This is a genomic window from Microbulbifer maximicatervae (SeqCode) (genome assembly GCF_052467385.1).
Genome location: NZ_CP174311.1, coordinates 4,399,801 through 4,426,772, shown reverse-complemented (window position 1 = coordinate 4,426,772; position 26,972 = coordinate 4,399,801). Strand labels below are relative to the sequence as shown.

The following is a 26,972-nucleotide window of genomic DNA, read 5'->3' as shown; positions in this document are numbered from 1 at the left end:
CTTCATAAAAAGCCCCGCTATTGCGGGGCTTTTTTGTTGGAAAAGTCGCAAAAAGACAGCGACGGGAAGTTAGGGTGGCAGTTGCCCACAGGAGGCGGCTTGTCGGCTGGTATGATGATAGTGCGCGCATCTGCGCACCGGATGAGACAACCGCTGTGACGGTGGAGTGATTATGAAGTTTGTCGATGAGGCGCCCATCTCTGTGCAGGCAGGCAAGGGCGGCAATGGCTGCCTGAGCTTTCGCCGGGAAAAATTTGTTGAGAAGGGTGGCCCGGATGGCGGTGACGGCGGCGATGGCGGCTCCGTGTACCTGGAAGCTGATGATTCCCTGAACACCCTGGTGGATTATCGCTACCAGCCCCGCTACGCCGCTGAGAGTGGTCAGCCGGGTCGAGGGCGCAACTGTACTGGCGCCAAGGGTGAGGACCTGGTCCTCAAGGTGCCGGTGGGCACCACGATCATTGATGCGGATACCGGCGAGACTATCGGCGATATGACCGAAGCTGGTGAGCGTCAGCTGGTGGCTCAGGGTGGCTTTCACGGCCTGGGTAATACCCGCTTCAAATCCAGTACTAACCGTGCGCCGCGTCAGACCACACACGGTACTGAGGGTGAGATGCGCAGCCTCAAGCTCGAGCTAAAAGTTCTGGCAGATGTAGGCATGTTGGGGCTGCCCAATGCGGGTAAATCCACGTTTATTCGCGCCGTCTCTGCGGCCAAACCGAAAGTGGCCAACTACCCCTTTACCACTTTGGTACCAAATTTGGGGGTAGTGCAAGTTCAGAAGCATCGCAGCTTTGTGATTGCAGATATCCCCGGCCTGATTGAAGGTGCCGCCGAAGGGGCGGGCCTGGGGATTCGCTTCCTCAAGCACTTAACCCGCTGTCGAGTTTTGTTGCACCTGGTTGACCTGGCTCCCTTTGATGGCTCTGATCCGGTAGAGAATGCCCGAGCCATTGAGCGTGAGTTGTCCACCTTTAGCCCGACACTGGCAGGGCGTGAGCGCTGGCTGGTATTGAACAAGACCGACCTGGTTCCCGCTGCGGAGCTGGAAGAGCGCTGTCAGGCGGTAGTGGATGCTCTGGGCTGGGAAGGGCCTGTGTTCCGTGTGGCAGCTATTCGCAAAGAGGGTACCGATGCCCTCGGCGGTCGCCTGATGGATTACCTGGAAGAACGTCAGGAAATTGAGGCGCGAGATCCCGACTTGGCTGTTGCGGAGCTGGAAGCGCAGCGTCAAATGCAGCGCGAAGCTCGCGAGCGTATCGAAGAGTTGAGAGAGAGTCATCGCGCCAAGCGCAAAGCTGCCAAGGGGCAGGTGGATGACGACGAGGATTGGGATGATGACGACGACCACGATGTGGATGTTGAGTATCGCTCTTAAATTGTGTGGAGCGAGCAGTTGCTGAGTTCGTCTGGCTCGCTCAATAGTTATCTTGTCCTGAGGGGGAAGCATGGACTCCGCAACAGTGTCCCGGCAGGCGTTGACCAAGGCCCAGCGGTGGGTGGTAAAAATTGGTAGCGCCCTTCTGACAGATAATGGTCGAGGTGTGAATACCGCTGCCATTTCTGCTTGGGTTGCGCAGATGGCTGATTTGCGCCGTCGAGGGATCGAAGTTGTTCTGGTTTCATCCGGTGCTGTTGCGGCCGGAATGGACCGGTTGGGCTGGTGTCGCCGGCCCGAGTCTATCCACCAGTTACAGGCGGCCGCTGCTGTGGGGCAGAGCCACCTTGTGCAGGTCTATGAGCAGGCTTTTAGCCGTTTTGATATTCGCAGCGCTCAGATCCTGTTGGATCACGATGACCTTTCCAATCGCACTCGCTACCTGAATGCTCGCAGCACCTTGCGCACGCTCCTGTCACTGGGGGCTGTGCCTATCGTGAATGAAAATGACACGGTAGTGACTGACGAAATACGTTTTGGCGATAACGATACCCTGGCGGCCCTGGTTGCAAATCTGGTTGAGGCAGATGCGCTGCTGATTTTGACCGATGCGGATGGGCTGTTTACTGAAGATCCCCGCGATAACCCCGAAGCAGAATTAATTAGTGAGGCATCTGCGCTTGATCCCAGGCTGCTCGAGATGGCGGGGGATTCCCGCAGCGGTCTGGGTCGTGGTGGTATGACCACCAAGGTGCGCGCAGCGCAGTTGGCAGCGCGCTCAGGAGCTCGCACAGTGATCGCTGGTGGGGTCTTGGAGGCGGTGATAGATAAAGTCTGTGCCGGCGAGCAGCTGGGTACCCTGTTGCTGCCAGAGGCAGATCCCCTGGCGGCGCGTAAGCGCTGGCTCGCTGGACAGTTACAGGTGCGCGGAACCCTGTTAGTGGATGCCGGTGCCGAGGCAGCTATGACTGGGAGTGGTAGCAGTTTGTTGCCGGTGGGGGTTACCGCTGTTGAAGGGCATTTCAGGCGCGGAGATCTGGTGTCTTGCAGGAATGCTGAAGGTCGCGAGATAGCGCGGGGCCTGGTTAATTATGACAGTAGTGAGAGCGGTCGGATTCTGGGGCAGTCATCGGAGAAGTTTGCCGACCTTTTAGGGTATCGGGATGACGATGAATTAATTCATCGCGATAACCTGATCCTGCTCTGACTTGGCAAGTTTCGAATACAAAAAAGCCCCGCAATGCGGGGCTTTTTTGTGTCTGCTGCCTAAGGGATTAGGCGGCCAGAGCTTTGATCTGAGCGTTCAGACGGCTCTTATGACGAGCGGCTTTATTCTTGTGAATAATGCCTTTGTCTGCCATACGGTCAATAACGGGAACTGCTTCTGCGTACGCAGTTTTTGCTTTTTCCGCATCGCCGGCATCGATGGCCGCAACTACCTTCTTGATGTAGGTGCGCACCATGGAGCGCAGACTGGCGTTGTGCATGCGGCGCTTGTCGTTCTGGCGCGCGCGTTTCTTCGCTTGAGGTGAGTTGGCCACCGGTTGCTCCTGTCTGGAATCTATAAATCTGTAACTAACAGGCCCTGGGGCCCGATCGGGACGCGACATTATCCCCACAGTTGGTTGTTTGTCAACCATAGCGGGCGTCTCGGTGCAGATATGTTGTCAATCCACAACGGCGGTTACCCGGTCGGCAACTCCAGGCTGAACTCTACACCGCTGCCGTCGCTGCGGTTTCGGGCTTTTAGGGAGCCTCCGTGGAAGTCTGCGATCAGTTTGGCGATATGCAGTCCCAGCCCCAGGTGGCCGGCATTATCGCCTTGACTGCGCACAGAAACGAGAGAGTCAAATAGCTTGTGAGCGTAACCTTCCGGGAGCAGAGGGCCGTCATTGCCTACTGTGATCAGGTACATATCTCTGTTTGTTGCTACTGACAGGCAAATTTCACTGCCTTGGGGGGCGAAGCTGCAAGCGTTATCCACCAGCTTGTCCAGTAGTTGAGCCAACAACTCCGGTGCGCCGTGGCAGGCTAGCTCCCCAGTGGGTTTGTTCAGAGTAAATTGGTGTTCGCTGTGAGCATCGCCATAGCACTGTGTCATGACTTCAAGCAGGTCTGCCAGGTCGAAAGGCTCCCGCTCCGCTTGGTGGATGCTGGTTTCAAGATTGCTGGCTGCGGATAGACTGTTGAGAATCCCCGACAGCCTTGCACTGCCATCCATAGCCCGCTCTGCATAGCGGCGGCTGTGGTCGTCGAGTTCTCCGGCGGAGAGGTTATCCAGGGATGAGCGAACCACTGCCAGCGGTGTGCGTAGCTCGTGTGACAACTTACTGGCGAGAGTGCGCAGGTACTGGTGATATTGGTCCAGTTCTGCGAGCAGGCTGGCGAAGGCCCGGTTTAGGTCTCCCAGTTCATCGCTTGCCTTTGAATGGGGAAAGTTGCCGCGCAGTTTGCCGCTGGAATCTACTGCGTTGCGGGCGGCCTGGTGTAGCTTGCGCACGCGCCAGGAAAGCCAGCTGGCGTAGCCCAAAAGGAAGAGCAGGGCGATAGCGGCCGCGGCGCAGCTGATCAACCACAACCGGTGGGCTGCTCCCTCGGTGACTGATTGCATCGCTTCGCCAGATTGCAGGACGACGACTTGCCCCAGAAGTGGCCGCTCAACCACTTCGTCGACCCGGGTGATAACGGGCACACTCACCGCACCAATTCGGGATTGCAGCGGTCCTGAATACCATTGCTCCCGGGTGCCACGGCTGTCAGGCGTCGGAAGAGGCAAGCTATTTTCCGGCAGCTGTGGCAAATCCTCTCTGGAAAGCAATTTGCGATAAGCCCAGTCTCTCAGCCACGAATTGCTCTCGGAATCTGCCAGCTGTAGTTGTCCGTTGCTGGCAAGAAGAAACCCCTCGCTGTCCACTACTGCGAGGCGCAGTCCAGGGCGCGCAAAGTGGTCGAGTTCTCTTTGAAGGTCTGGCAGAGGGCTTACCAAGCGCCCTGGGTGACCATCTGCTGGAAGTGTGCTGGCGCTTCGAGTCGGTGAGGAGCCACTGCTGTTTGCCCTGTCGTGAATACGGATAGCGAGGGCTCCACCGGTTAGGGTTTGTGGTAGAGCCAGTTCCAATTGGTAACCGGCACCAGAAGTTGTCCAGCGGCCCCTTAAGCGCAGCTCACGCTCGTAGCGGCCCTCTCTCGGGTTGTGCCACAAGGCGCTGGCGGTCCCCTGGCTGGCGACGGGCAGGATGTAGTGCCGGTCAGCGGTAAACAGCTCTACAGTGTCACCACCAGCGATCAGGCCTGTGCGGGGGTCCCGGTAGGCGGGAGTTGAGTCCGAAACAGTGAGAAGCAGGTAGACTTGCTTATCCAGTTGCCCCAGCGTCACCTGGGCCATAGGGGATAGCTGCCCGTCCTCAAGGGCTCTGGGCTCCAGTTGCTGCGCTCGCCACTCATCGCCATAGCCGTCGACTCTCGGAGCTTGAGATAGGGGATTCAGGTAGAGCTGAGCCCCTGGTGGGCGTGAAAGGCGCTGAGGGTCCGGGGCGATAAGCTGGGGGGCACTGGCCAAGCGTGCGGCAATTGCCGCCGCAGTTGCTTCAATTGCCTGGATCTGGCCTTGTGCTAGGGCGGCGTCCACCTGGCGGAGGTACTGGCAGCCGGCCCAGGGCAGGGTGAGTGCGACAAGGCTGACGAGCAAGAGTTGGCGGCGTAGGTTCATACTTAAATTTTTGAAATTGTTCGCCCGATGGCGGTTTACAGCTGCCAGCGATACCCCATGCCGTAGGCGGTTCCTATGGCATTAAACTCGGTGTCCAGCGCCTGGAATTTGCGCCTGATTCTTTTGACGTGAGAGGTGATGGTGTTGTCATCCAGCACTACGCGGGCTGCTTCCATTAGTTGGCTGCGGGATTTAACGTGGCCGGGCCTTTTTGCCAGGGCGTGGACAATCCAGAATTCGGTCACGGTTAAGTCCACGGGTTGCTCATCCCAGTGGCAATGGAGCCTGGAAATATCCAGCCATAGCTTTCCCTGAGTTAAGCTCTCGCCTTCATCGTTTTGATCTCGCAGCACGCTAACGCGGCGCAGTAGGGCGTTAATTCGCGCCTGCATATGGGGTAGGGAGATATCCTTGGTGAGGTAATCATCAGCCCCCAGGCGCAGTCCGGAAATAATATCCAGCTCTGAGTCCCTGGCGGTGAGAAATAATATTGGCAGGCTCGGCGCCATAGCGCGCAATTCCCGGCAGAGCTCAAAACCGCCCTCCACCTCGCTGCCCAGGCCAACATCGATCACGGCCAGGTCTGGCAGCCGCTGGCGAAAAGCATCCATGGCCTCAATCCTGGCGCTGTATAAATCGACCCGGTAACCGTGGCGGCGCAGAGCATCGCGGTAGTTTTCTGCGATAGCGCGTTCATCTTCGACAATGGCGATGGTTGCACTCATGACAAATCCCGACTTAATTCCTTTCTGGCGGAGAATCATGCACGAAGTTGCAGGGGTTAGGCAAAAAGGCGGGCGCAAGGCGCCCGCAAATACAACAGGGTTTCTATCAGCTTGGAGTTGCGTGAGTGGATTTGCGATCCACTCACGCTTATGTAGTGCGGCTTGAAGGCGAAGGGATATGCGGATTTGTTGTCCGCCGTGCCCCTTTGACTCAGAAGTTTCCCGCCATGGACTCCGGAAGGGAGAAGCGGATGTCGACGCGGCGCTCCATGGCGTAGGCGTCTACATCGCCTCGGGCTGCCTGGGAATAGGTGGAGCCGAGTGCGCTGCGGCTGATTCTTGAGGCATCAACTCCCAGCGATACCAAAGCCTCTTCCACACTCAGGGCGCGTTGATCGGACAGTACATTGTTGTAGCCGTCGCTGCCGCGAGGATCTGCGTGTCCCTCCAGGTGAATTTGCAGGTGGGGGTGGCGCTTGAGGAAGTCAGCCATGGCACTCAGCTGGTGCATTTGGCCCTCCTGAAGCTCGTCCTCCCCAGTGGTAAACAGCATTTGGAATTGCAGTGAATCCAGGGCCAGTTGGCTGGCGTCGTTCGCGGACAGTTGAGCCGCATCCAATTGCTGTGCCAGGTTGCTGAGCTCTGCACGGCTCTCTGTCAGTTGTGTTGCCAGCATATCTGCCTCGTCTGCTTGCTTGATCTGCTCTCCGAGCCAGGCTCCGCCGAGTGCTCCGGCGATAAAGCCAACGGGCCCACCCAATGCTGCACCGGCAATTGCAGAGCCGGTAAAGACTGAGGCCTGCTTGGCCGGAGTCAAATTGGATTCGTTTTGTTCCTTAGCGTGGGCTCCGGTGGCAATCAGAGAACCCAGGGCGACGGCCATCACTACTTTTTTCATTGTTCTGCTCCTTAGCGGCTTTTCTTACTCGTGTGGGCCTGTTCTGTTGTGGCCCGTTTGAGTGTTATTAAAAAGCTCCAAGGAGGCGCTGGCGTGGCGCAGCTATGACCAACTGCGGCTCAATTGTGGCGAAATATGGCGATCGCTCCGAAACCCAGCTCGGAAGCTGGAAGGGGCTGGGCGACCGCAGTTATAGCAGGGGGTGGATGGACAGACGGGGCTGGGGCCATCAACAGCTGCTATGTACCGCACAATTGCCAGAACCAGGGCAATAATCAAAGCACTAATGGTCATCCCTTCTCTCCCCGCACCACCAGCTCCTTGGGTGGCGCGACTAGCTCGCTCTTAGTATAGGCTCGCGGTCCCGCAGTCGCAGGGCCTCAGCTCTGTAGAGGAGCCCATATATCCCCAGGTTTTGGGGTAGACTTGCCGGCCAACAAATTTCAATTTTCGCCAGGAGTCCGAGTTTTGTCGCAGTCATCCCCAGCTCAGGAACAGGCAGTCGAAAAATCTGGTGCTTCCAGATTGCTGCGGGGCAGTTCCGTTGTCGGTGCTGCCACTATGCTGTCGCGAGTGGCCGGGTTGGTTCGCGACGTGGCGCTGGCCCGCTTTGCCGGTGCGGGCGATGCTGCCGATGCCTTTTTTGTCGCATTCAAGATTCCCAACTTTTTTCGCCGTCTATTTGCCGAAGGGGCATTTGCCCAGGCCTTTGTACCGGTACTGGCCGAATACCGTCAAAAGGGCGGTAAAGCGGCTGCGCGTGAGTTAAATGACCGGGTTGCGGGCGCTCTTGGCGGCGTACTTTTGTTGGTTACTCTGTTTGGTGTTCTCTGCGCTCCACTAGTTACGGGTATTTTTGCTTTTGGTTGGTGGTGGGACGGCAGTGAGCGTGAGAAGTTCGATCTCGCTACCGATATGTTGCAGATCACCTTTCCCTATTTAATGCTGATTTCCCTGGCGGGATTTACCGGGGCAATACTCAATACTTTCGATCGTTTTGCGATTCCGGCGCTAACCCCGGTGATGCTCAACCTGGTTTTGATTGCTGCGGCGACGGTTGCTACCAGCTGGTTTGATCCGCAAATTATGGCGCTTGCTTGGGGCGTTTTTGTTGCGGGGGTGGTGCAGCTGCTGTTTCAACTGCCTTTTCTCGCTCGTGAAGGATTGTTACCTAGCCCTAAGTGGGATTGGCAGCACAAAGGGGTGCGTAAAATTTTACGCCTGATGGCGCCGGCGATTTTTGGTGTGTCAGTGACTCAGATCAGCCTGGTGATGGACACTCTGCTGGCTTCATTCCTGCCCAGCGGCAGTGTTTCCTGGCTCTATTTTTCCGACCGGCTCACCGAGCTGCCCTTGGGGGTGTTTGGGGTTGCAGTGGCCACGGTAATTCTGCCGAGCTTGTCGCGTCAGCACACTGACGGAGATCCTCGCCGGTTCCGTCATACCCTCGACTGGGCTTTGCGCAGTGTCACACTAATTTCTCTGCCCGCTTCTGTAGCCTTGGTGGTACTGGCTGAGCCGCTCCTGACAACCCTTTTTCAGTATGGGCAGATGCAGCCGCGCGATATGCAAATGGCCGCCTGGTCCCTGCGCGCTTATGCCATGGGGTTGTTGGCGTTTATGCTGATTAAAGTGCTGGCGCCGGGCTATTTTGCCCGCCAGGATACCTACACCCCAGTGCGCTTTGGCTTAATCGCTATCTCGGCCAAAATGGTGTTGAGCCTGCTGTTTGTGATACCGCTTAACTACTACTTCAAGCTCGGCCATATGGGTCTGGCACTGGCTACGGCTTGTCAGGCCGCTATTAACGCCTGGCTCCTCTATAAAGGCCTGCGTCGAGATGATGTCTATAAACCTGAGGCTGGGTGGGGCACTTACCTGGTAAGGTTGCTTCTGGCGAATTTGGCGATGGTTGCGATTTTGCTCGGGGCCCTGCACCTGTGGTCACAGTGGAGTGAATGGGCCTGGTATGACCGCGCCTGGCGTATGGGGCTGATCGTAGCTGCGGGGGGAGCGACCTATATGTCGGTTTTACTGGTTTCAGGATTGCGCCCCCGCCACTTCCGCGCCACAAGTTAGTTTATTAAGTGGGTATATCTGGATAAATATGGCCTCTGGCCGCCCAGTGGGAATCCGCTATACTGTGCGGCTCGATTTTATGAGGATGGGAAAATCGCTTTGGCCCAGGAGCGCGAACTAATTCGCGGGTTGCACAACCTGCGCCCCCGCCACCGGGGAAGCGTGGCGACAATCGGCTCGTTCGATGGTGTACACCTCGGTCACCAGGCGATTATTGCGCAGCTCAAGCAACGCGCGCAGGAACATGATCTGCCCTCGGTGGCGATTATCTTTGAGCCCCAGCCACATGAGTTCTTCTCTGGGGAAAGGGCGCCCGCGCGTCTGATGCGCTTTAAAGAGAAGGTATTGGCGCTATTTGATGCTGGTGCCGACCGGGTGCTGTGCCTGCAGTTTAACGAGAAACTGCGCAACCTGAGTGCCGATGCCTTTGTGCGCCGTATTCTGGTGGACGGCCTTGGAATCCGCCATTTGGTGGTGGGAGACGATTTCCGCTTCGGCTGTGATCGCAGTGGCGATTATCAATTCCTTCAGGGCGCCGGGGCCGAAAATGGATTCACGGTGGAAGACACAGCTACGCTTGAGATTCGCGGAGCCCGGGTGAGCAGCACCCGCATTCGCGAAGCGTTGCAGCGGGGCGAGTTTGAGTTGGCCGAGGCCTTACTCGGGCGCCCTTACAGTATTACCGGACGGGTTGCCCCCGGCCGCGCCTTGGGCCGGCAACTGGGTGCTCCCACAGCCAATGTGCGTTTGCACCGCTACCGCTCCCCGCTGGTTGGTGTTTACACCGTTCGCACCAAAGCCGCGAATGGAAGTGAACTCGCAGCTGGGCGGCCGGAAATTGACGGTGTTGCCAATGTGGGGTTTCGCCCGACAGTTGAGGGAGAGGGCGCCCGGCCACTACTGGAAGTCAACTTGTTTGATTTTGATAGCAACCTCTACGGGAAAGAACTAGCGGTAGAGTTTTGCCACAAACTTCGCAATGAAGAGAAGTTTGCCTCCCTGGAAATCCTCAAAGCCCGCATCGCTCAGGATATTGACGATGCTAAAGACTGGTTTGTGCAAAACCCCAAGGGGCACTAACTGGTGTATAGACGATGAATTTTTCTCTACTAGAGCTGAAGTAGACATCCAATGACTGATTATAAAGTGACCTTAAACCTGCCTGAGACCGACTTTCCTATGCGCGGCAATCTGCCCCAGCGCGAGCCGGCTATTTTAAAGAAGTGGCAGGAAACCAAGCTCTACGAAAAAATCCGCGAAGCGCGGGCGGGGCGCGAGCAGTTTATCCTGCACGACGGTCCTCCCTATGCCAACGGGGATATTCACATAGGTCACTCGGTCAACAAGATTCTCAAAGATATTATTATCAAGTCGAAAACCCTGAGCGGTTTTGACGCTCCCTATGTGCCTGGCTGGGACTGCCACGGCCTGCCGATTGAGCACCGCGTCGAGAAAAAGATTGGCAAGGCTGGCGCAAAGGTGGATCACAAAACTTTCCGCCAGAAGTGCCGCGAGTACGCAGCCAAGCAGGTGGACGGACAGAAGAAAGACTTTATTCGCCTGGGGGTGTTCGGTGAGTGGGACAACCCCTACCGCACCATGGATTTCCAATTTGAAGGCGATATCATCCGAGCGCTTGGGCGAGTGGTCAAAAATGGCCATTTGGCACGGGGTTTCAAGCCCGTGTACTGGAGCGTTGTGGGCGGATCAGCTCTGGCGGAAGCGGAAGTGGAGTATCAGGATAAAACCTCCTACTCCATTTACGTTTGCTATCCGGCGACGGAAGAGACATCCCTGGCTATCGCCGATGCGGCAGGTGGGCACGCGGGTGAAGGCCCCCTATCCGTTGTTATCTGGACCACAACCCCCTGGACGCTTCCTTCCAGCCAAGCGGTTTCTGTCAATGCTGAGCTGGAATATGTTGTGGTGCAAACGGCTGAGCGCCGATTGCTCGTTGCCGAAGCACTCAAGGATGCCGTATTGGAGAAGGCGGGGCTCGAAGGTGAAGTGGTAGGCCGTATTCGCGGTGCCGCCTTGGAGCACCTGAAGCTAAACCATCCTTTCTACGAGAAGCAATTGCCGATGATCCTCGGCGACCATGTCACCACTGATGCAGGTACAGGCTGTGTACACACTGCGCCGGACCATGGTCCCGATGACTTCCAGGTGGGCAAGCGCTACGGCATCGATACCCTGAACTATATCGATGACAATGGCGTGTACCGCGATATGGTACCGCTGTTTGCCGGTGAGCACGTCTACAAGGTGGACGACAAAATCGTGGCCCTGTTACAGGAGCGCGGAGTACTTCTGCACCAGGGTAAGATGGAGCACAGCTACCCTCACTGCTGGCGCACCAAGACGCCGCTTATTTACCGCGCAACTCCGCAGTGGTTTGTGAGCATGCAGCAGAATGACCTTCTGGAGAATGCACAGAAGGCAGCGGATGAAGTTCAGTGGATCCCCGGTTGGGGCAAGGCTCGTATCGATGCCATGCTCGACGGCAGCCCGGATTGGTGTATTTCCCGCCAGCGCACCTGGGGCGTGCCCATCGCTTTGTTTGTTCACAAAGAGACCCATGAAATCCACCCGGACACACCCGCTTTGATGGACAAAGTGGCTGAAAAGGTCGACGCCGAGGGTATGGACGTTTGGTTTGACTTGGACCCGCAGGAGCTTCTGGAAGATGAGGCAGACCAATATCAAAAGGTTACCGACACCCTGGATGTCTGGTTCGATTCAGGTGTGACTCATTACGCCGTACTGGAGCGCCGCAACGGCCTGCGTTTCCCGGCAGATCTGTACCTTGAGGGCTCTGATCAGCACCGAGGCTGGTTCCAGTCTTCACTGAAGACCTCCATCGCCATCAACGATTGTGCCCCTTATAAGCAAGTATTGACCCACGGTTTCACGGTAGATGCACAGGGACGGAAAATGTCCAAGTCCATCGGCAATACCGTTGCACCACTGGATGTAATCAACAAGTTGGGTGCAGATGTATTGCGCCTTTGGGTTTCCGCCACAGACTTCAGTGGTGAAATGGCGGTTTCCGATGAGATCCTGAAACGCACAGCGGACTCTTACCGTCGCTTGCGCAATACGGCTCGTTTCTTCCTGTCCAACCTGGCTGGGTTTGACCCGGAAAAAGATTTGTTGCCGGAGAGTGAACTTCTGGCGCTGGATCGCTGGGCGCTGGATAAGGCTGCGCGTCTACAGGATGAAATTATCGCGGCTTACGATAACTACCAGTTCCACCAAATCTACCAGAAGTTACATAACTTCTGTGTCGTGGAAATGGGTGGCTTCTACCTGGATATCATCAAAGATCGCCAGTACACCACTAAAGAGGACAGTACTGCACGCCGCTCTGCGCAAACGGCCCTCTATCATATTGTTCAGGCATTTGTTCGCTGGATTGCACCTATCCTGAGCTTTACCGCAGAAGAACTGTGGCAGTTTATTCCCGGTGCCAAAGCGGACAGCATCTTTATTGAAGAGTGGTATTCGCTGCCGAAGCTGCCAGCAGACTCGGTTAAAGGTGCGGACTATTGGGCCGCCATCGCCGAAGTAAAAACTGCGGTAAACAAGGTGCTTGAAGAGCAGCGTGGAGCTGGTGCTATTGGCGGCTCCCTGCAAGCAGCGGTGACTCTGTTCGCCGAAGATGACTTGCGCGAAAAGCTTCTGGAGCTCGAAGACGAGTTGCGCTTTGTTTTGATTTGCTCCTCCACTTCTGTGCAGCCGCTCAGCGATGCTGCCGGTGCAGAGTCCACAGAGCTGGAAGGATTGAAAGTCAGCGTAAGCAAAGTGGATCACCCCAAGTGTGCGCGCTGTTGGCATTACCGTGCCGATGTGGGTGTATCAGCAGAGTATCCAGACATTTGTGAGCGCTGCGTGGAAAACGTTTCTGGTGAAGGAGAAGTGAGGCACTATGCCTAGTTCCAACCCTGTTTGGGGGCATCCATGGCGCTGGTACTGGCTGGCGCTGGTGGTGGTTGTCCTCGATATCGCCAGCAAAGTCTGGGCCGTGGATATGTTTATGCACGGCCCTTCAATGCAAATTATTCCCGGCTTGCTGCAATTTACTTATGCCGAAAACTACGGTGCTGCCTTTAGCTTCCTGTCTGATGCTGGGGGATGGCAGCGGTGGTTTTTCGGAATTATTGCCTTTGTATTTAGCGTTGTTGTCAGTGTTTGGCTATGGCGCCTGCCGACAACAAAGCGCTGGGAACCCTGTGCCCTGGCGCTAATTCTGGGGGGGGCCTTGGGCAACCTTTGGGATCGAGTGCTGCTGGGTTACGTAAGGGATTTTATTTCGGTCTATTACGGCAACTGGCACTTCCCGGTATTCAATGTTGCGGATATGGGAATTAGTATCGGCGCTGCAATGCTGGTTATTGAGCTACTTTTTTTTGCAGAAAAAGAAAGTGGCAAAGCAAAAAATAACGTGGAAGTCTAACGAACTATGAGTAATGCCGTTATCGGTGAACACTGCCGGGTGACACTGCACTTTAGCCTGAAATTGGACGATGGCACTGAGGTGGATTCAACCTTCAAAGGTGACCCAGCCTCTTTCAGTGTTGGCGATGGCAGTTTGCTGCCGGGCTTTGAAAAAGCGCTTTTTGGTTTAAAAGCGGGGGATGAAGCCGAGATCGAGATACCGCCGGAGATAGGATTTGGTCAGCGCAACCCGGAAAACCTGCAAAAGGTGCGCCGGGATACCTTTTCTCCCGATATGGAGCTGGAGCGCGGATTGGTAGTCTCTTTTGACAATGGCAGCGGCGAACTCCCCGGAGTAATCAGTGAGATTGGTGAGGACGATGTTACCGTCGACTTTAATCATCCATTGGCCGGTCAAACCTTAAATTTCCATGTGAAAATTATTGCGGTGGATTCGATCCAATAGGGTCGGGTTCCCTCTTTGTAGCAAGTAGGGTACTGAAGTAGACATGCAAATCCGAATGGCTAACCCCCGGGGCTTTTGTGCCGGTGTTGACCGGGCAATTGATATTGTGAATCGCGCCCTGGATGTATTTGGTGCGCCGATCTATGTCCGCCATGAAGTGGTGCATAATAAGTTTGTGGTGGAGAGCCTGAAAGAGCGCGGTGCGGTCTTTGTCGATGAACTCGATGAAGTGCCCGATGATGTTATCGTTATCTTCAGTGCTCACGGTGTTTCAAAAGCTGTGCAGCGCGAAGCTGAAGAGCGCGGCCTGCGTGTATTCGATGCTACTTGCCCGCTGGTTACCAAGGTGCATATTGAAGTGAGTAAGTTCAGCACCGACGGTGCTGAGTGCATACTTATCGGCCACGCCGGGCACCCGGAAGTGGAGGGCACAATGGGGCAGTATGACAACTCTGCTGGCGGTGCCATTTACCTGGTTGAAGACGAAGAGGATGTTGCGAAGTTAACTGTTAAAGACGAGAGTAATCTCGCCTATGTTACCCAGACAACACTATCCATGGATGATACCGCTCGAGTCATTGATGCCCTGAGAGTGCGTTTCCCTGAAATCCGTGGGCCTCGAAAAGATGATATCTGTTACGCGACCCAGAATCGCCAGGATGCGGTAAAGCAGCTGGCTCTGGAAAGTGACCTGGTTCTTGTTGTTGGTAGCCCGAATAGTTCTAACTCTAACCGCCTGCGTGAACTCGCTGAACGCTGTGGAGCTGCTGCTAAATTGATCGATGGTGCGGATGATATCAATGCAGATTGGCTTCAGGGGAAGTCGTCCATTGGAATAACTGCAGGAGCCTCGGCGCCGGAAGTTTTGGTGCAAGGAGTGATTGACCGACTGCAACAACTTGGTGCGAGCCTTCCTGAAGAAATGGATGGAAGGGCTGAAAATATACGCTTCTCCCTGCCTAAAGAGTTGAGGTAATCAATTAGATTCTTTTGTGCCCCTTGAGCCTTGGTTTTGGGGGCTAAGAACACTGGTTTTGGTCCGCCTCTTCGACCCTCAAACGACCGCTGTGAAACAATATCAGGGCCAGGCCCTGTGATCCATCAAGGTTACAAACATAGAGGCTCCCCATTTGTAATGCTCCTTGGGGGGAACCTGTCTTACGACTCTCACCAGTTCCAATAAAAGATATGTAATCTTTAACTGGAGAGTTGGATAGAATCTGTACTTTCTCTACCCTAGACCCGGACATTATTAAAGAGTCATTGTCATCGCGTATACCGTCATGATCGGTATCGATAAAAATTTCCCATCCTAGATCCCAGGTTCCAAAGTTACGCATAGTGACACGCTGATTTTTCCCGACAGCTGTATTTCTTGTTAGCTGTATAGCGCTAAAGAAATCATCCCCCACAAGTTCCAGCTGTGTCTTTTCAATGATTTGCGTAAAGCTTGGCAGACCAATAAATAAGAGAATCGATAAAATACAAAGACTGATTAGCAACTCGAGTAGTGTTAAGCCCCGTTGAGTCATGGTCCCCTCCTGGGGTTTTTAGACGCAGGTCTCATTTTGTTGACCATTGAATCTGCTGAAATGGCCACTAGTCGGTTTGATCTGGTGAGTAAGCTCAGTGAAATGCTACTTTCGTGAATATATCTACAGTCTTTTTCTCTTTCTAGGTGTTTGGCGGTAAAGTGAACACTGAATTATTGGCACAGGCGTTAGAAATAGATGCAAATTAGGAATACTGGTCAGGGCCGCAGGGGTTGGCGACAGGGTGGGTTTACCCTGATAGAGATGATGGTCAGTCTTGTTGTATTGGCTTTACTTGTTGGCATTGCAGTCCCAAGTTTTACAGATATGATCAACAACAACCGATCAGTGGCATTGGCTGAGGATTTTGCAGGAGCCCTTAATTACACTCGTGCGGAGGCTATCAGACGTGGTGGAAGAGTTTCAATATGTGCGAGTACGGATGGGGCTAGCTGTGGAGCGGCTGATACTTGGGATCAAGGGTGGATAGTATTTGTTGATGGCGCCGCTACCGATAACGCCGGTGCCCCCATTATTACCCAGGTTCTTAGGGCTTGGGATATTGATGATGCGGATGCTTCTGTTGTAGTTGCTCAAGCGGCAGTAACAAATTTCATCCGTTATACCGATCTAGGCACACTAGGGCGTTTTACTGATACCACCATAGTTTTGAAAAACTCTAATTGTACTGGTAGCAGTGAAAGGACAATGACAGTTGGCGCAGCTGGACTAATAACAATTGCTAAAACAGATTGCTAAGGGGGCGAGGTGAAATTACTAAATTCCCAGCGTGGGGTGGGGTTAATCGAAGTTATGGTAACCGTTTTAATTCTTTCCACATCTCTGCTTGGTTTGGCTGCACTACAAAGCCAAGCGCTGCAGTATAACCACAGTGCTTATATGCGTTCCCAAGCAAATATCTTAGCTCAGGATATTTTCGAGCGCTTAAGAGCAAATCGTGAAAAATTATCTGAGTATGAAATAGCTCTTGATGACGACACACCGACTGGTGGTTCAAGTCATGCCCAGACTGATTTGGCAGAGTGGAGGGGGTTGTTATCGCAACGACTTCCGGAAGGAACAGGCCAAATAGCCTGTGATGCCGATAATTTGTGCACAGTTACCGTTCAGTGGGGAGAAGAAGATTCGACTGGCACGGGAAATGATGCGGGTACCAGTAGCTTTCAATATATGACAAGAATTTAGTGGGGGTCGTAATGTTTAATCAGCGAGGAATCTCTCTTGTAGAACTTATGGTGTCTATGACTGTTGGTTTGGTATTGATGGCAGGGGTATCGCAGCTTTTTTTATCGAGCGCAGTCACATTTACGACTCAGCAGGCTATGGCAAGGGTACAAGAAACGGGGCGTCTTGCTATTGATTTTATAAGTGAGGATGTACGTATGGCTGGTTATGTTGGCTGTATGAGTGTCGCCAACGTCTCGGATGACGGTGCGTTTAAAAACTTGTTAAATAATAGTGAGACTCCCCTTTACAATTTTGCCCTTCCCGCAGAGGGGATCGATAATGACGAAATCAATGCAAGTTACCCTAGCCACTCCGGTGAGTCGGATGTTTTGTTGTTGAGAAGTGCCAATGGTACTTCTGTGGCTGCAAGTGGTTACAGTGCGTCTGACCGTGTCTATATCGAAAATACTGGAGTGGAAGATGATGGCTGTGATGAGGGTAAGGATGAATACAGTGGCATCTGCCTAGAAGATATTGTAGTCATTGCTGATTGTACAAAAGCGCGAGCTTTTCAAGTCACGGGATTTGAGGGTGATAGTACTTCAGAGAGAATCGGGCTATTGCATTCTGATGCTGATGGTTTCACACCGGGAAACCAAAAAGGGGAAGTAACCTTTGATGATGATGCGACGGAAAGAGATAACTTTTTTTTTAGTGATGCGCAAGTGTTTGTGACTACCAGCACCTTTTATTACATTGATAATGGTATTTCTGGCCGCCCGAGCTTATTCAGAGAGATTAATGGCGAGTCTCAAGAACTCCTTACTGGAGTTGAAAAAATGCAAATCACATATGGATTGGATGCTGATGGTGATGCTGTTCCAGAGGATTATAAAGCAGCAAAAGATGTTACAGATTGGGGGATTTTAACCAGTATTAGAGTTGAGTTGTTGGTATCTTCCGATGATGACAATGTTCTTGAAGATACACAGCTATACACTTTCAATGGCGAGGTTGATCAGAATCCTGGGGATAAGCGCCTGAGGCAAGTTTTCAGTAGCACTATGGCTATCCGAAATCGAATGCCGTAATTGGAGAGAGAAAGATGAAAAAAAGGCTTTATGTTAAAAGCCTACAAAAGCAAGGCGGGGCAACACTTCTTGTTGGGCTTGTTATTTTATTGCTAATGACTTTTATTGGATTAGCGGCAATTCGCGGTAGTGGAATGCAGGAATTAATGGCTGGTAACATGCGCGATCGCCAGCTTGCGCTTCAGGCTGCTGAAGCCGCTTTACGGGTTGCAGAGGCTCGGCTTGATAGCGCCTCGGAATCCGAAGACGAGATAACTACACTCTTTGACGGCAGTACAACTGGAGTTGGTGAGCAGATGGATGGTTCTTCTGCGAGTGAATTTTGGCTGGTCTATGACTGGGAGGGTGCTTCAGTTTCGACCGCTCTTGGTTTAAAAGGAGTTGCGAGCCAACCGGTCTATGTAGTCGAAAGAATTGAGGGAACGGCATGGAATGCTAATGATGGTGGTGCTATCGATTTTGCTTCATCCGCTGATGATGAAGCACCCCAATATTATCGTATTACCAGTCGCGGTGTTGGCGGTACCGATAGCGCCGTAGTAATCCTTCATTCAACCTCGGATCCTTGATAACCTGCGCTTGGAATAATGATTATGATTAGTTTTTTAAGAAATTTTAAAAGCGCCTCGACACTTACGGCCGCACTACTTAGCTTGGGGGTAGCGCATAGCGCATTTTCCCTTGATCTTTCTCAGCAGCCACTGTTTCTAAGCACCTCTGTCGATCCAAATATTATGTTTGTTTTGGATGATTCTGGGTCAATGCAATGGGAGGTGACTCCTTCAGAAATAGCTGGATACTTCTATGCCGCTCATAATAATGGCTCTAGAAGTTATCCCGTTTATTATGTATATCCCCAGACTGAAGCCGGTAGTAGTAATACTGATGTCCAATTAACTCCTTGTCCGTATAGTGGCTCTTCAACATCTGGCTGTGACTACTGGAATAATAATAGTGATAGGCAGGTTATAGCAAAATTTGATAGTGATAATAAATGGGCAGCCTATTTTCGCTCCTCTGATAATAATAAATCCTATTATGATCCTAAGGTTCTTTATCTTCCATGGGCCGAAGAAGATGAAAGCGGTAACACTTTTAAAGATGCAGATCCCGAGAAGGCTTACCATAATCCTTATGACACTTCTAAGGGGTGGAGGAACCTTACGGTCAATAATACGCAAAGTGCGAAATGCTGGATAAGAGACAGCGCCACAAAAGATTCTGTCAACTCAAAAAATAATCTATGTGATAACGGGAGCCTAAGCTTTTATCCCGCAACTTATTTTAACTACAATGGTACTGGCGACGTTTATTTCTCCAGTAGCTATACTCGAGTCGAAATCAGGGATGATGGAAGTACCTATGTAGGTGGTAGTGCGCGAACTGACTGTGAAGATACAAGTGCGTGTACCTATGAAGAAGAAATACAGAATTTTGCCAACTGGTATAGTTACCATCGCTCCCGAGTACTTATGTCTCGAGCGGGAATTGGACATGCTTTCTCGGCTCAGGGTGAAGGGCTGCGCGTAGGCTTTGGTACACTGAATACTGGTTATGGATCTCTGGATGGAATTAGTACTGATGTAATTCTTACAGGAGTACGTACCTTTAAAGATACTGACAGAGAAGGTTTCTTTAGTAATTTATATGATACCACTATATCGAGAAATAGTACGCCATTGTTAGGAGCATTACAGGCCTCGGGTGAATATTATAGCAGGACCGATAGTAAGGGTCCTTGGTCTTCGACCCCCGGTAATAGCGGCAGTACTAGCTCTGATATTGCATGCCGATCCAGCTATACCATTTTGATGACAGATGGTTATGGTAATGATTATGATGATTTTAGCAGCTACGGAAATGTAGATGGGGCCTATGGCTCACCTTTTTCTGATTCGTACTCCAATACGCTGGCAGATATTGCTATGCACTATTGGAAAACGGATTTAAATACAAATTTATCAGACGATGTAAACCAAGCGGAAGATAGTATTGATACTGCTACTTGGCAGCATATGGTGACTTTTGGTGTCGCACTGGGAGTGACTGGTAACGTCGATTCGACTACAGCCTTTGATGCTATTGATACGGCTACCGCTATTTCCTGGGGCAACCCCGATTCTAGCGATTCGAATAAACTAGATGATCTACTGCATGCCTCACTTAATAGTCGCGGAGGCTTCTATAGCGCTGGCGATTCTACAACTTTCGCAGATCAGTTAACGGCAGTGTTAAGTGATATTAGCGGTCGATCCGGATCGGCATCAGCTGTTGCAGCTAACTCTACCCGCCTCGGAACTGATACATTAATTTTCCAAGCTTTATTTGACTCAAATGACTGGAGTGGTGAAGTTAAAGCCATTGAGATGGATGCGGATGGAAGCTTAAGTAATACCTCTAAGTGGAGTACTTCCTCTTCGGGAAAAATACCAACTTCTGGTCGTACGATGCTTACTTACAATGGTACCGATACGGTTAGTTTTGTTTGGAGTAATTTGACGGACGAACAGAAGTCAGCTCTAAAAGGTACCGACGATGACTCTGTTGGAGAGGAGCGTTTGGATTGGTTGTGGGGAGAGGGCGTCACCGGGATGCGTAGCCGTACTTATTTGTTGGGTGATGTTGTCAATAGCAGCCCAGCATTAGCGGATAATAGTGATATGAACTTTTCGTATCTTCCTTCTAACCTTGGAGGTGATACCTATGCTACTTACCTATCTGATACTAAGCAGGTTCGTTCAAAAGAAATTCTCTATGTGAGTGCAAATGATGGAATGCTGCATGGATTTAACTCCTCTTCAGGAGTCGAGGAATTTGCATACATCCCATCAGGTGCGTATGAAAAACTCGCTGATTTAACAGCTACTGACTATGGTACTGAGTCAAATCCACATGAATATATTGTGGATGGGCCGTTATATGTGAGTGATGCTTACTTTAAAAAGGGCGGCAGTGAGTCGTGGAGGAATATTTTAGTTGGTACTTATGGTGCTGGCTCTGAAGGGTTGTTTGTTTTGGATGTTACTGCCCCCTCAAATCCGAAGGTTTTGTTTGAGCTAGATAGTTCAGATAATGACAGTATTGGCCACATAATTGGTCAGCCAGTTATTGCTCCAACACCCGCAGGATGGAAGTTGATCTTCGGAAATGGATATAACTCTACAAACGATACTGCTGCTTTAGTAATTGTTGACTTGGCTGACCCTAGTGACATCGTAGTATTAGAGGCCGGTAGCTCAATCGGTAATGGCCTTGCAGGCCCGTCGCTATTACCCAATATTTATGGCGTCGTACAAACTGCGTATGCCGGAGATATTTATGGCAATATGTGGAAATTTGATTTGAGTGGCAACTCTGAGACTAGCTGGGAGATTGCATTTGGCACAGATTCATCGCCGACCCCCTTATTTATCGCAAAGGACGTTAATGGAAGCTCTCAGCCTATAACGGCAGCGCCAACTCTGGGGGCCAACTCAAAGGTCGATGAAGCTATCATGGTGTACTTTGGTACAGGTAGCTACTTGTCATCAGCTGATGATGATGAAGGTGATGTGATTCATAGCTTCTATGGCATTATCGATAATGGAACAAGTATTGCATCTACAGATAGATCAGATCTGTTCGAAAAGACTATTTCAGAGTCTGGGGGTGTGAGAACTATTGAAGGGGACAGTGACACTTCTTGGTGGGATACCAAAAAGGGGTGGTATTTAGATTTTGGAGAAATCCCTGCTGAAACTGGCTCCACTGCTGATACAACTGGCGAGAGAATTATTAGCAAGCCATTGTTGATTCGAGATCGCCTGATTTTCCCGACCATAACTCCGTCAGAAGACCCCTGTGCTTATGGTGCTACAGGCTGGACCATGGAGCTTGTTGGGTTAGGTGATCCTCGATATGTAAATGAAAGTATTTTGGACGAGCCCAACACAGAGCAGGATAGTGCTACTACGGGTTATTCGGATGTCATCCAGGCGGGTCGGAAAGTATATATTCCATATTCAGATACTTCAGGAGAATATGGGAATATGCCTGGTGAACTGACAAGGGGAAGTCAACGACTTTCTTGGCGGAAATTCTAAAAGGAAGAGCCTCTTGAAAAATTTAAGTACTAGCAAATATTATGGTTTCACTTTAATAGAAGTCATGATTGTTGTTGTGATTGTGGGCATACTTGCAGCGATAGTTTTTCCATCTTATATGGAGTATGTTCGCACCAGTAATCGTACAGAAGCAAAGGTCGAGATGAACGATATAGCTCACCGATTACAACGCTGTTTTACTGCTTATAGCGCTTACAACGATGGAAATTGCGCAGCAGCAAATGATATTTCTGGTGGAAGTACCATTTCCTCAGAGAATAATCATTACTCAATTTCAGGTGTTCTTACGGCGACAACATATACATTAACTGCTTCTCCTCAATCGGGCTCTACACAAATTAAGGATAGTGATTGCACAAGTTTTACGCTCACTCATGCCGGTGTTAGAGGAGCCACTGGCTCTGATACTGCCGACTGTTGGTAAGAACTTTTGAGTTTGTTGCAGTAAATTGATTGCTGAGTGGCCCTGAATTTATACAGGGCTACTCTTATTGTATATCTAAGTTTCTAGGCCTAGCTTCTTTAACCTGTAGCGAAGCGAACGAAAGCTGATTCCAAGTCGCTCTGCAGCTGCAGTTCTGTTCCATCTGGTTTTACTAAGAGCGTTTTGTATCACTTCTTTTTCAATTTCCTGTAGAAAATCATCAATCGTTTCGTGTGCAGAGGATTCAAATAACTCTCTAGCGGGAATATTGATTGGCGAAGAACTCTGGGGTAAGTTGCGTGTCTCTTTGGCTGATATTGTATTTGGCTCAAGCTTGAGGTCTGACTCTTTTATCACCCCTTTGTCACATAAAGTGAAAGCTCTTTCTAGAATATTTTCCAGCTGCCGAACGTTGCCAGGGAAACGAAATTTTTTGAGCGCTGACATAGCTTGGAAGTCTATTTTAGGCCTGGAAGAGCCAGATTTCCGCGCTATTCTTTGCATTATTACATGTGCAAGAATCGGAATATCGTCAATACGATCGCGCAGTGGTGGGATTGAGATTTCTATAACATTGATTCGATAATAAAGGTCGCTACGGAAGCGCCCCTCTGCCACCTCCTTAGCTAAGTCCTTATGGGTGGCACTTAAAATTCGGACATCAATGGAGACCTCCTGATTTGAGCCAATTGGTCGGATCGTTTTCTCCTGAATAGTCCTAAGTAACTTAACTTGGATGTCTAAGGGAAGGTCTGCAACTTCATCGAGGAATAAAGTTCCCCCTTCAGCACTTTGTAACAATCCAGTTTTATCTTTGTAGGCCCCGGTAAAGCTACCTTTTCGATGTCCAAAAAGTTCACTTTCCACCAGTTCATTTGGGATAGCGCCACAATTAATAGGAACAAAAGGTTTTTCGGCTCTAGCTCCTTGTTGGTGAATAGATCGAGCCGCTAGCTCTTTTCCGGACCCGGATTCGCCACTGATATATATAGGGGCATCACTACGTGCGACTTTTGTCAGTTGACTTCTTAAAATCTGCATGTTGTCAGCGTCGCCCAGTAGTAGTTCTGTGTCACTTTGGGCTAATTCGCTGATTTGCTGGTGATTCAACCGGAGAGCAAGCTGGGATAAATTTCTCAACCGCTCCAAATCTACGGGTTTACTGACAAAGTCAAACGCGCCTAATTTTAAGGCTTTAATTGCACTATCCATATTCCCATGAGCAGTAATAACAGCTATAGGTAAGTGTGACTCGACACTTTCTTGAATATGTTCAACCAGTTGCAATCCATCGCCGTCAGGTAGGCGTAAATCCGTTAAGCAAAATTGATAGTTATTGTTGTGTAGTAACTCCTTCGCTTGTGAGAGTGTACCTGCACTGTGGCAGTCCACATTCATACGCTTGAGTGTTAGGCTAATTAAGTTACAAATATCTGGTTCGTCGTCAACAACCAGTGCCAGAGGTCGCATTATTTCTCTGTCTTTTCTTGTTGTGTTGAAATTAGTAAGTAGTATATCAATTGTAATTATGTCAGAAATCTGAAAACCATAATGGCTTGTAGATCAAAAAATGTCCCTGCGGTAGATCAAGTAACGTCCTCATCGTGGGCAAACTCGATTCTAAAGCAGCTTTTGTCGTCGTTGCTACGGCAATGATAAAGGCTAAGGTTATTGGTCTCACAAAGCTCCCGTGCGATATACAACCCTAGTCCATTCCCGTTTTGACCTGTTGTAAAGAATGGTTCAAATATTTTATCGAGGAGTTCTTCGGGTACGCCTGCGCCTAAATCTTTGACCTCCAGAACTGTTTTCCTATGCACCTTATTGTAGTAGGCACAAATAGTAGCATGGTTTGTTCCAGTAGTTACTTGAGAGTGTTGTAAAGCATTATCAGCTAAGTTGGTGACTACTTGAGCCAACTGTGCAGAGTCAAAGTATGCTGGCAATGATTGTTCTGTGATATCTAGCTTGATAATGTTGTCGGTTTTACCGGTATTAAAATCTATTAAAAACTGTTTGAGCCAGGTTTTAAGATCGTATTTCTGGGCTGAGTTGGCACGTCTCCGCGAAAGCTGCATAACATTTTCAACAATCTGATTAATGCGTTGGCTTTGGCGGCATATTATGTCAGTTAATTCTTTGTCTTCCTCTTTCAATTGCGGAGACTCCGACAACAGCTGTGCAGCGTGCTTGATAGCGGCTAAAGGATTACGTATCTCATGCGCAATAGAGGCTGTTAGTTGGCCGAGGGATGCGAGCTTGAGCTTTTGGGCAGCTTCTGCCAGCTTACGGTTATCTTCGACAAAAATTAACGTGCTATGACCTGCATCATGGTGCAATTCTGAAAAGTTTGCATGAAGCTCGTCTCCATTTTTTGCGGGGATAAGGACATTATTTTGACTCTTATGACTGCGCCATTCCTTAACCTTTTGCCTCAGCTCTGCATGGTAGTCATGTGCTGTATCGATTTGGTTTTCTAGTAATCTTCTTGCTGATTTATTGATCAGTTCTGGCTTGTAAGTAGGGCCTAAAACTAATACACCGGTATTCATTCTTTCAATGATTTCTTGAGCCAGGCGTTGAAGGTGTGCAGCCTGGCGGCTTTGTTTGTCTGCGCGAATATTAGCTTTGCGAATACGTTCCGATAGGTACTGGATGGCACTTACGGTTACAAATAGTAGTAAACCTAGCCCGCCAGCAGACACAATCTCCTGGCTAGAACCCGATTCAGTTAGTAAATGGTAAAGCTGGAGCGCGATAACACCCAAACTAGCAATGGCCGCAAAAAATGCACTGAGGCGCTTATCAAGTAGGATGGCACCGATTGAACAACTGATAAGCAGTAAGTAACCGAGTCCAGAGTTTAGCCCTCCACTAGCCTCGATCAATAACAAGAAAACCAGAATGTCACAGCCCAAAATAATCCCAACTTGGCTGCTATTTGTCTGGTAAGCCTTCTGGCGTAAAAATAGTAACCACGCCACATTCAGAAGGGCATAGGAAGATGTTGTATATATAAATAGTGTTGGCAAGTACGTGCCAAGTGAGCCTCCACCTATGTCGGAGTAGAATACTCCTAGCAGAACTAGGGCTATTGCTACTCGGTAGATTGCGCTTATGCGCAAAAGCTCATGGTGCTGTTGGGGGGATGTTTGGGAACTGCTCACTGTAGATGCCCGGTATTCTTGTAGTGGTGAGCCGCTGCTGTTGTTACCCCGATAAGGTTACAATAGCGGCCTGTCTTGTCCGAGGTTCAACGATGTCTACTTTGCAGTTAGTGCTGGCACAAATCAATTCCCTGGTGGGAGATATTCCAGGGAATACCAAGCAGGTGATAGAAATTACGCGCCGAGCGTACCAGGAACTGGGTGCTGACTTGGTACTTTTTCCGGAGCTGACCCTGTGCGGCTACTCTCCTGAAGACTTGTTGTTGCGACCCAGTATGCAGATTCGCATTGATGCGGCATTGGATCAGCTCAAAGCTGCAGAACTGCCCTGTGCCATTGTTGTGGGTTACCCCAAGTTGCTTGATGGCGTCATGTTCAATATGGCGGGGGTAGTAGTTGAGGGAGAGTTAATCGCAGAATATGCCAAACAGAAGCTGCCTAACTATCAGGTCTTTGATGAAAAGCGTTACTTCAAACCGGGTAAATCTCCTTGTGTAGTGCATATCAAGGGAGTTCCTGTGGGGCTGAGTGTTTGTGAGGACATTTGGTTTCCAGAGCCCATCAAGCAGTCAGTCGATGCTGGGGCCAAGTTGATTCTCAACATCAATGCATCACCTTTCCATCGGGGCAAGGCTCAGCAGAGGCTGGAATTGGTTTCCAGGCAGGCAAAGAATGCCGGGGTTCCCATTGCCTATGTAAACTGGTGCGGTGGTCAGGACGAGCTGGTTTTTGACGGCGGCTCAATCGTTGTTGACGCTGAGGGAGAGGTATGTGCCAGGGCTGAAGAGTTTATAGAGCAGTTGCTGCCAGCTTCCATAACTCTGCAGGGACAGAATTTGACGTTAGTCCCTGGGGAAATTGCTTCTCCTCAAGGCGATTTGGCTTCTGTGTACCAAGCCCTGGTACTCGGGGTGCGCGACTACGTTAATAAGAATGGTTTCAACGGCGTTGTGCTGGGGTTGTCGGGTGGAATCGACTCTGCTCTGACATTGGCAGTTGCGGTCGATGCGTTGGGTAAAGAGCGTGTTGAGGCTGTAATGATGCCGTTTCGCTATACCTCGGATCTGAGTAAAGGCGATGCGGCCGATCAGGCGGAAAGAATGGGGGTTCACTATCGGGAAATTAGTATCGAGCCCATCTTTGATTCGTTTATGGGAGCTCTCGCTGAAGAATTTGCTGGCAGTGAGAGGGATACCACTGAAGAGAACCTGCAGGCCCGCTCTCGTGGTGTTCTTTTGATGGCTATCTCCAATAAGAAGGGCGCGATGGTCCTGACCACCGGTAACAAGAGTGAGATGGCCGTTGGTTACGCAACCTTATACGGGGATATGGTAGGCGGATTCAATGCCCTGAAGGATGTTCCCAAAGTATTGGTATTCGAGCTGGCCCGTTACCGCAACACAATTTCTGAAGTGATTCCTGAAACGGTCATTACCCGCCCCCCCAGTGCTGAGCTGGCCCCGGACCAGGTGGATTCTGACAGCCTTCCACCTTATGAGATCCTGGATCAAATTCTCAATTTCTATGTCGATCAAGACCACAGCGCTGAGGAAATCATTCAGCGTGGCTTCCAGAAAGAGGATGTAGAGCGTGTGGTCAGGTTAGTGGGACGCAATGAGTACAAGAGGCGCCAGGCAGCCATCGGGGTACGTATTTCTGAGCGCGGATTTGGAAGGGATCGCCGCTATCCCATCACCAATGGCTGGAAGCTGGGTGACTAGCCATCCTGAAAATAGAAACGGCGCCGAATGGCGCCGTTTCTATTTTTAAGT

22 protein-coding genes are annotated in these 26,972 nt (G+C 50.9%); 15 read left to right on the top strand and 7 right to left on the bottom strand.

The genetic code is table 11. The annotated features are described in order from the left end of the window. Positions 1–172 precede the first annotated feature (172 nt). Both cgtA and proB read left to right on the top strand, forming a co-directional pair. Positions 173–1,381: an Obg family GTPase CgtA gene (gene cgtA / locus ACJJIR_RS18875; RefSeq protein ID WP_413664300.1), complete on the top strand. Its 1,209-nt coding sequence runs from the start codon at positions 173–175 to the stop codon at positions 1,379–1,381. A 70-nt stretch (positions 1,382–1,451) separates the two neighbouring features. After that, positions 1,452–2,588, top strand: a complete 1,137-nt coding sequence (proB, locus tag ACJJIR_RS18870; protein WP_444906474.1) for a glutamate 5-kinase — start codon at positions 1,452–1,454, stop codon at positions 2,586–2,588. Positions 2,589–2,655: 67 nt separating this feature from the next. Here proB and rpsT read toward each other — a convergent pair whose 3' ends face one another. From rpsT to ACJJIR_RS18850, 4 genes are all read right to left on the bottom strand, one after another. Further along, positions 2,656–2,922, bottom strand: a complete 267-nt coding sequence (rpsT, locus tag ACJJIR_RS18865) for a 30S ribosomal protein S20 (protein ID WP_108731693.1) — start codon at positions 2,920–2,922, stop codon at positions 2,656–2,658. Positions 2,923–3,065: 143 nt separating this feature from the next. Beyond that, a complete protein-coding gene (locus ACJJIR_RS18860; protein WP_444906473.1) occupies positions 3,066–5,090 on the bottom strand; it encodes an ATP-binding protein in 2,025 nt (674 codons plus the stop codon). Between the two features lie 35 nt (positions 5,091–5,125). Continuing rightward, positions 5,126–5,815, bottom strand: a complete 690-nt coding sequence (pdsR, locus tag ACJJIR_RS18855; protein WP_108735148.1) for a proteobacterial dedicated sortase system response regulator — start codon at positions 5,813–5,815, stop codon at positions 5,126–5,128. Positions 5,816–6,026: 211 nt separating this feature from the next. Next, positions 6,027–6,713 (bottom strand): OmpA family protein, encoded by a 687-nt coding sequence (locus tag ACJJIR_RS18850; protein ID WP_108731695.1) that lies wholly within the window; start codon positions 6,711–6,713, stop codon positions 6,027–6,029. 468 nt (positions 6,714–7,181) lie between these two features. Between ACJJIR_RS18850 and murJ the strand changes: the two genes are divergently transcribed. From murJ to ispH, 6 genes are all read left to right on the top strand, one after another. Continuing rightward, the gene (gene murJ, locus ACJJIR_RS18845; RefSeq protein ID WP_444906472.1) at positions 7,182–8,792 is read left to right on the top strand and encodes a murein biosynthesis integral membrane protein MurJ; all 1,611 of its coding nucleotides are present in this window, start codon (positions 7,182–7,184) and stop codon (positions 8,790–8,792) included. A gap of 99 nt (positions 8,793–8,891) precedes the next feature. After that, positions 8,892–9,872, top strand: coding sequence for a bifunctional riboflavin kinase/FAD synthetase (ribF, locus tag ACJJIR_RS18840; protein ID WP_444906471.1), 981 nt, complete (start codon positions 8,892–8,894; stop codon positions 9,870–9,872). Positions 9,873–9,923: 51 nt separating this feature from the next. Next, positions 9,924–12,728 carry an isoleucine--tRNA ligase gene (ileS, locus tag ACJJIR_RS18835; RefSeq protein ID WP_444906470.1) on the top strand — a complete coding sequence of 935 codons (2,805 nt, stop codon included), beginning with the start codon at positions 9,924–9,926 and terminating at the stop codon, positions 12,726–12,728. After that, positions 12,721–13,248, top strand: coding sequence for a signal peptidase II (lspA, locus tag ACJJIR_RS18830; RefSeq protein ID WP_444892732.1), 528 nt, complete (start codon positions 12,721–12,723; stop codon positions 13,246–13,248). The genes ileS and lspA overlap by 8 nt, the downstream gene beginning before the upstream one ends. Before the next feature lie 6 nt (positions 13,249–13,254). Continuing rightward, positions 13,255–13,695: an FKBP-type peptidyl-prolyl cis-trans isomerase gene (locus tag ACJJIR_RS18825; protein WP_282934364.1), complete on the top strand. Its 441-nt coding sequence runs from the start codon at positions 13,255–13,257 to the stop codon at positions 13,693–13,695. A gap of 43 nt (positions 13,696–13,738) precedes the next feature. Then, positions 13,739–14,671 (top strand): 4-hydroxy-3-methylbut-2-enyl diphosphate reductase, encoded by a 933-nt coding sequence (ispH, locus tag ACJJIR_RS18820; protein ID WP_444906469.1) that lies wholly within the window; start codon positions 13,739–13,741, stop codon positions 14,669–14,671. Between the two features lie 43 nt (positions 14,672–14,714). On the opposite strand, the gene ACJJIR_RS18815 is transcribed toward ispH, so the two are convergent. Beyond that, positions 14,715–15,227 (bottom strand): GspH/FimT family pseudopilin, encoded by a 513-nt coding sequence (locus ACJJIR_RS18815; RefSeq protein WP_444906468.1) that lies wholly within the window; start codon positions 15,225–15,227, stop codon positions 14,715–14,717. A gap of 198 nt (positions 15,228–15,425) precedes the next feature. Here ACJJIR_RS18815 and ACJJIR_RS18810 point away from each other — a divergent pair, with 198 nt between their 5' ends. The 6 genes from ACJJIR_RS18810 to ACJJIR_RS18785 are packed head-to-tail and all read left to right on the top strand — an operon-like array spanning position 15,426 to position 22,033. Next, positions 15,426–15,986, top strand: a complete 561-nt coding sequence (locus tag ACJJIR_RS18810) for a GspH/FimT family pseudopilin (RefSeq protein ID WP_444906467.1) — start codon at positions 15,426–15,428, stop codon at positions 15,984–15,986. Positions 15,987–15,995: 9 nt separating this feature from the next. Next, a complete protein-coding gene (pilV, locus tag ACJJIR_RS18805; RefSeq protein ID WP_444906466.1) occupies positions 15,996–16,433 on the top strand; it encodes a type IV pilus modification protein PilV in 438 nt (145 codons plus the stop codon). Positions 16,434–16,444: 11 nt separating this feature from the next. Continuing rightward, positions 16,445–17,506: a PilW family protein gene (locus ACJJIR_RS18800; protein ID WP_444906465.1), complete on the top strand. Its 1,062-nt coding sequence runs from the start codon at positions 16,445–16,447 to the stop codon at positions 17,504–17,506. Positions 17,507–17,520: 14 nt separating this feature from the next. Next, positions 17,521–18,075, top strand: coding sequence for a pilus assembly PilX family protein (locus ACJJIR_RS18795; protein ID WP_444906464.1), 555 nt, complete (start codon positions 17,521–17,523; stop codon positions 18,073–18,075). A 24-nt stretch (positions 18,076–18,099) separates the two neighbouring features. Next, complete coding sequence (locus tag ACJJIR_RS18790) at positions 18,100–21,588, top strand: pilus assembly protein (protein WP_444906463.1); 3,489 nt, start codon at positions 18,100–18,102, stop codon at positions 21,586–21,588. Between the two features lie 13 nt (positions 21,589–21,601). Then, positions 21,602–22,033, top strand: coding sequence for a type IV pilin protein (locus tag ACJJIR_RS18785; protein ID WP_444906462.1), 432 nt, complete (start codon positions 21,602–21,604; stop codon positions 22,031–22,033). Between the two features lie 75 nt (positions 22,034–22,108). On the opposite strand, the gene ACJJIR_RS18780 is transcribed toward ACJJIR_RS18785, so the two are convergent. Both ACJJIR_RS18780 and ACJJIR_RS18775 read right to left on the bottom strand, forming a co-directional pair. Further along, positions 22,109–23,503, bottom strand: a complete 1,395-nt coding sequence (locus ACJJIR_RS18780; RefSeq protein WP_444906461.1) for a sigma-54-dependent transcriptional regulator — start codon at positions 23,501–23,503, stop codon at positions 22,109–22,111. Between the two features lie 116 nt (positions 23,504–23,619). Next, positions 23,620–25,200, bottom strand: a complete 1,581-nt coding sequence (locus tag ACJJIR_RS18775) for a sensor histidine kinase (RefSeq protein WP_444906460.1) — start codon at positions 25,198–25,200, stop codon at positions 23,620–23,622. A 92-nt stretch (positions 25,201–25,292) separates the two neighbouring features. On the opposite strand from ACJJIR_RS18775, the gene ACJJIR_RS18770 reads away from it, so the two are divergent. After that, positions 25,293–26,921, top strand: coding sequence for an NAD+ synthase (locus ACJJIR_RS18770; protein WP_444906459.1), 1,629 nt, complete (start codon positions 25,293–25,295; stop codon positions 26,919–26,921). Positions 26,922–26,972 lie beyond the last annotated feature (51 nt).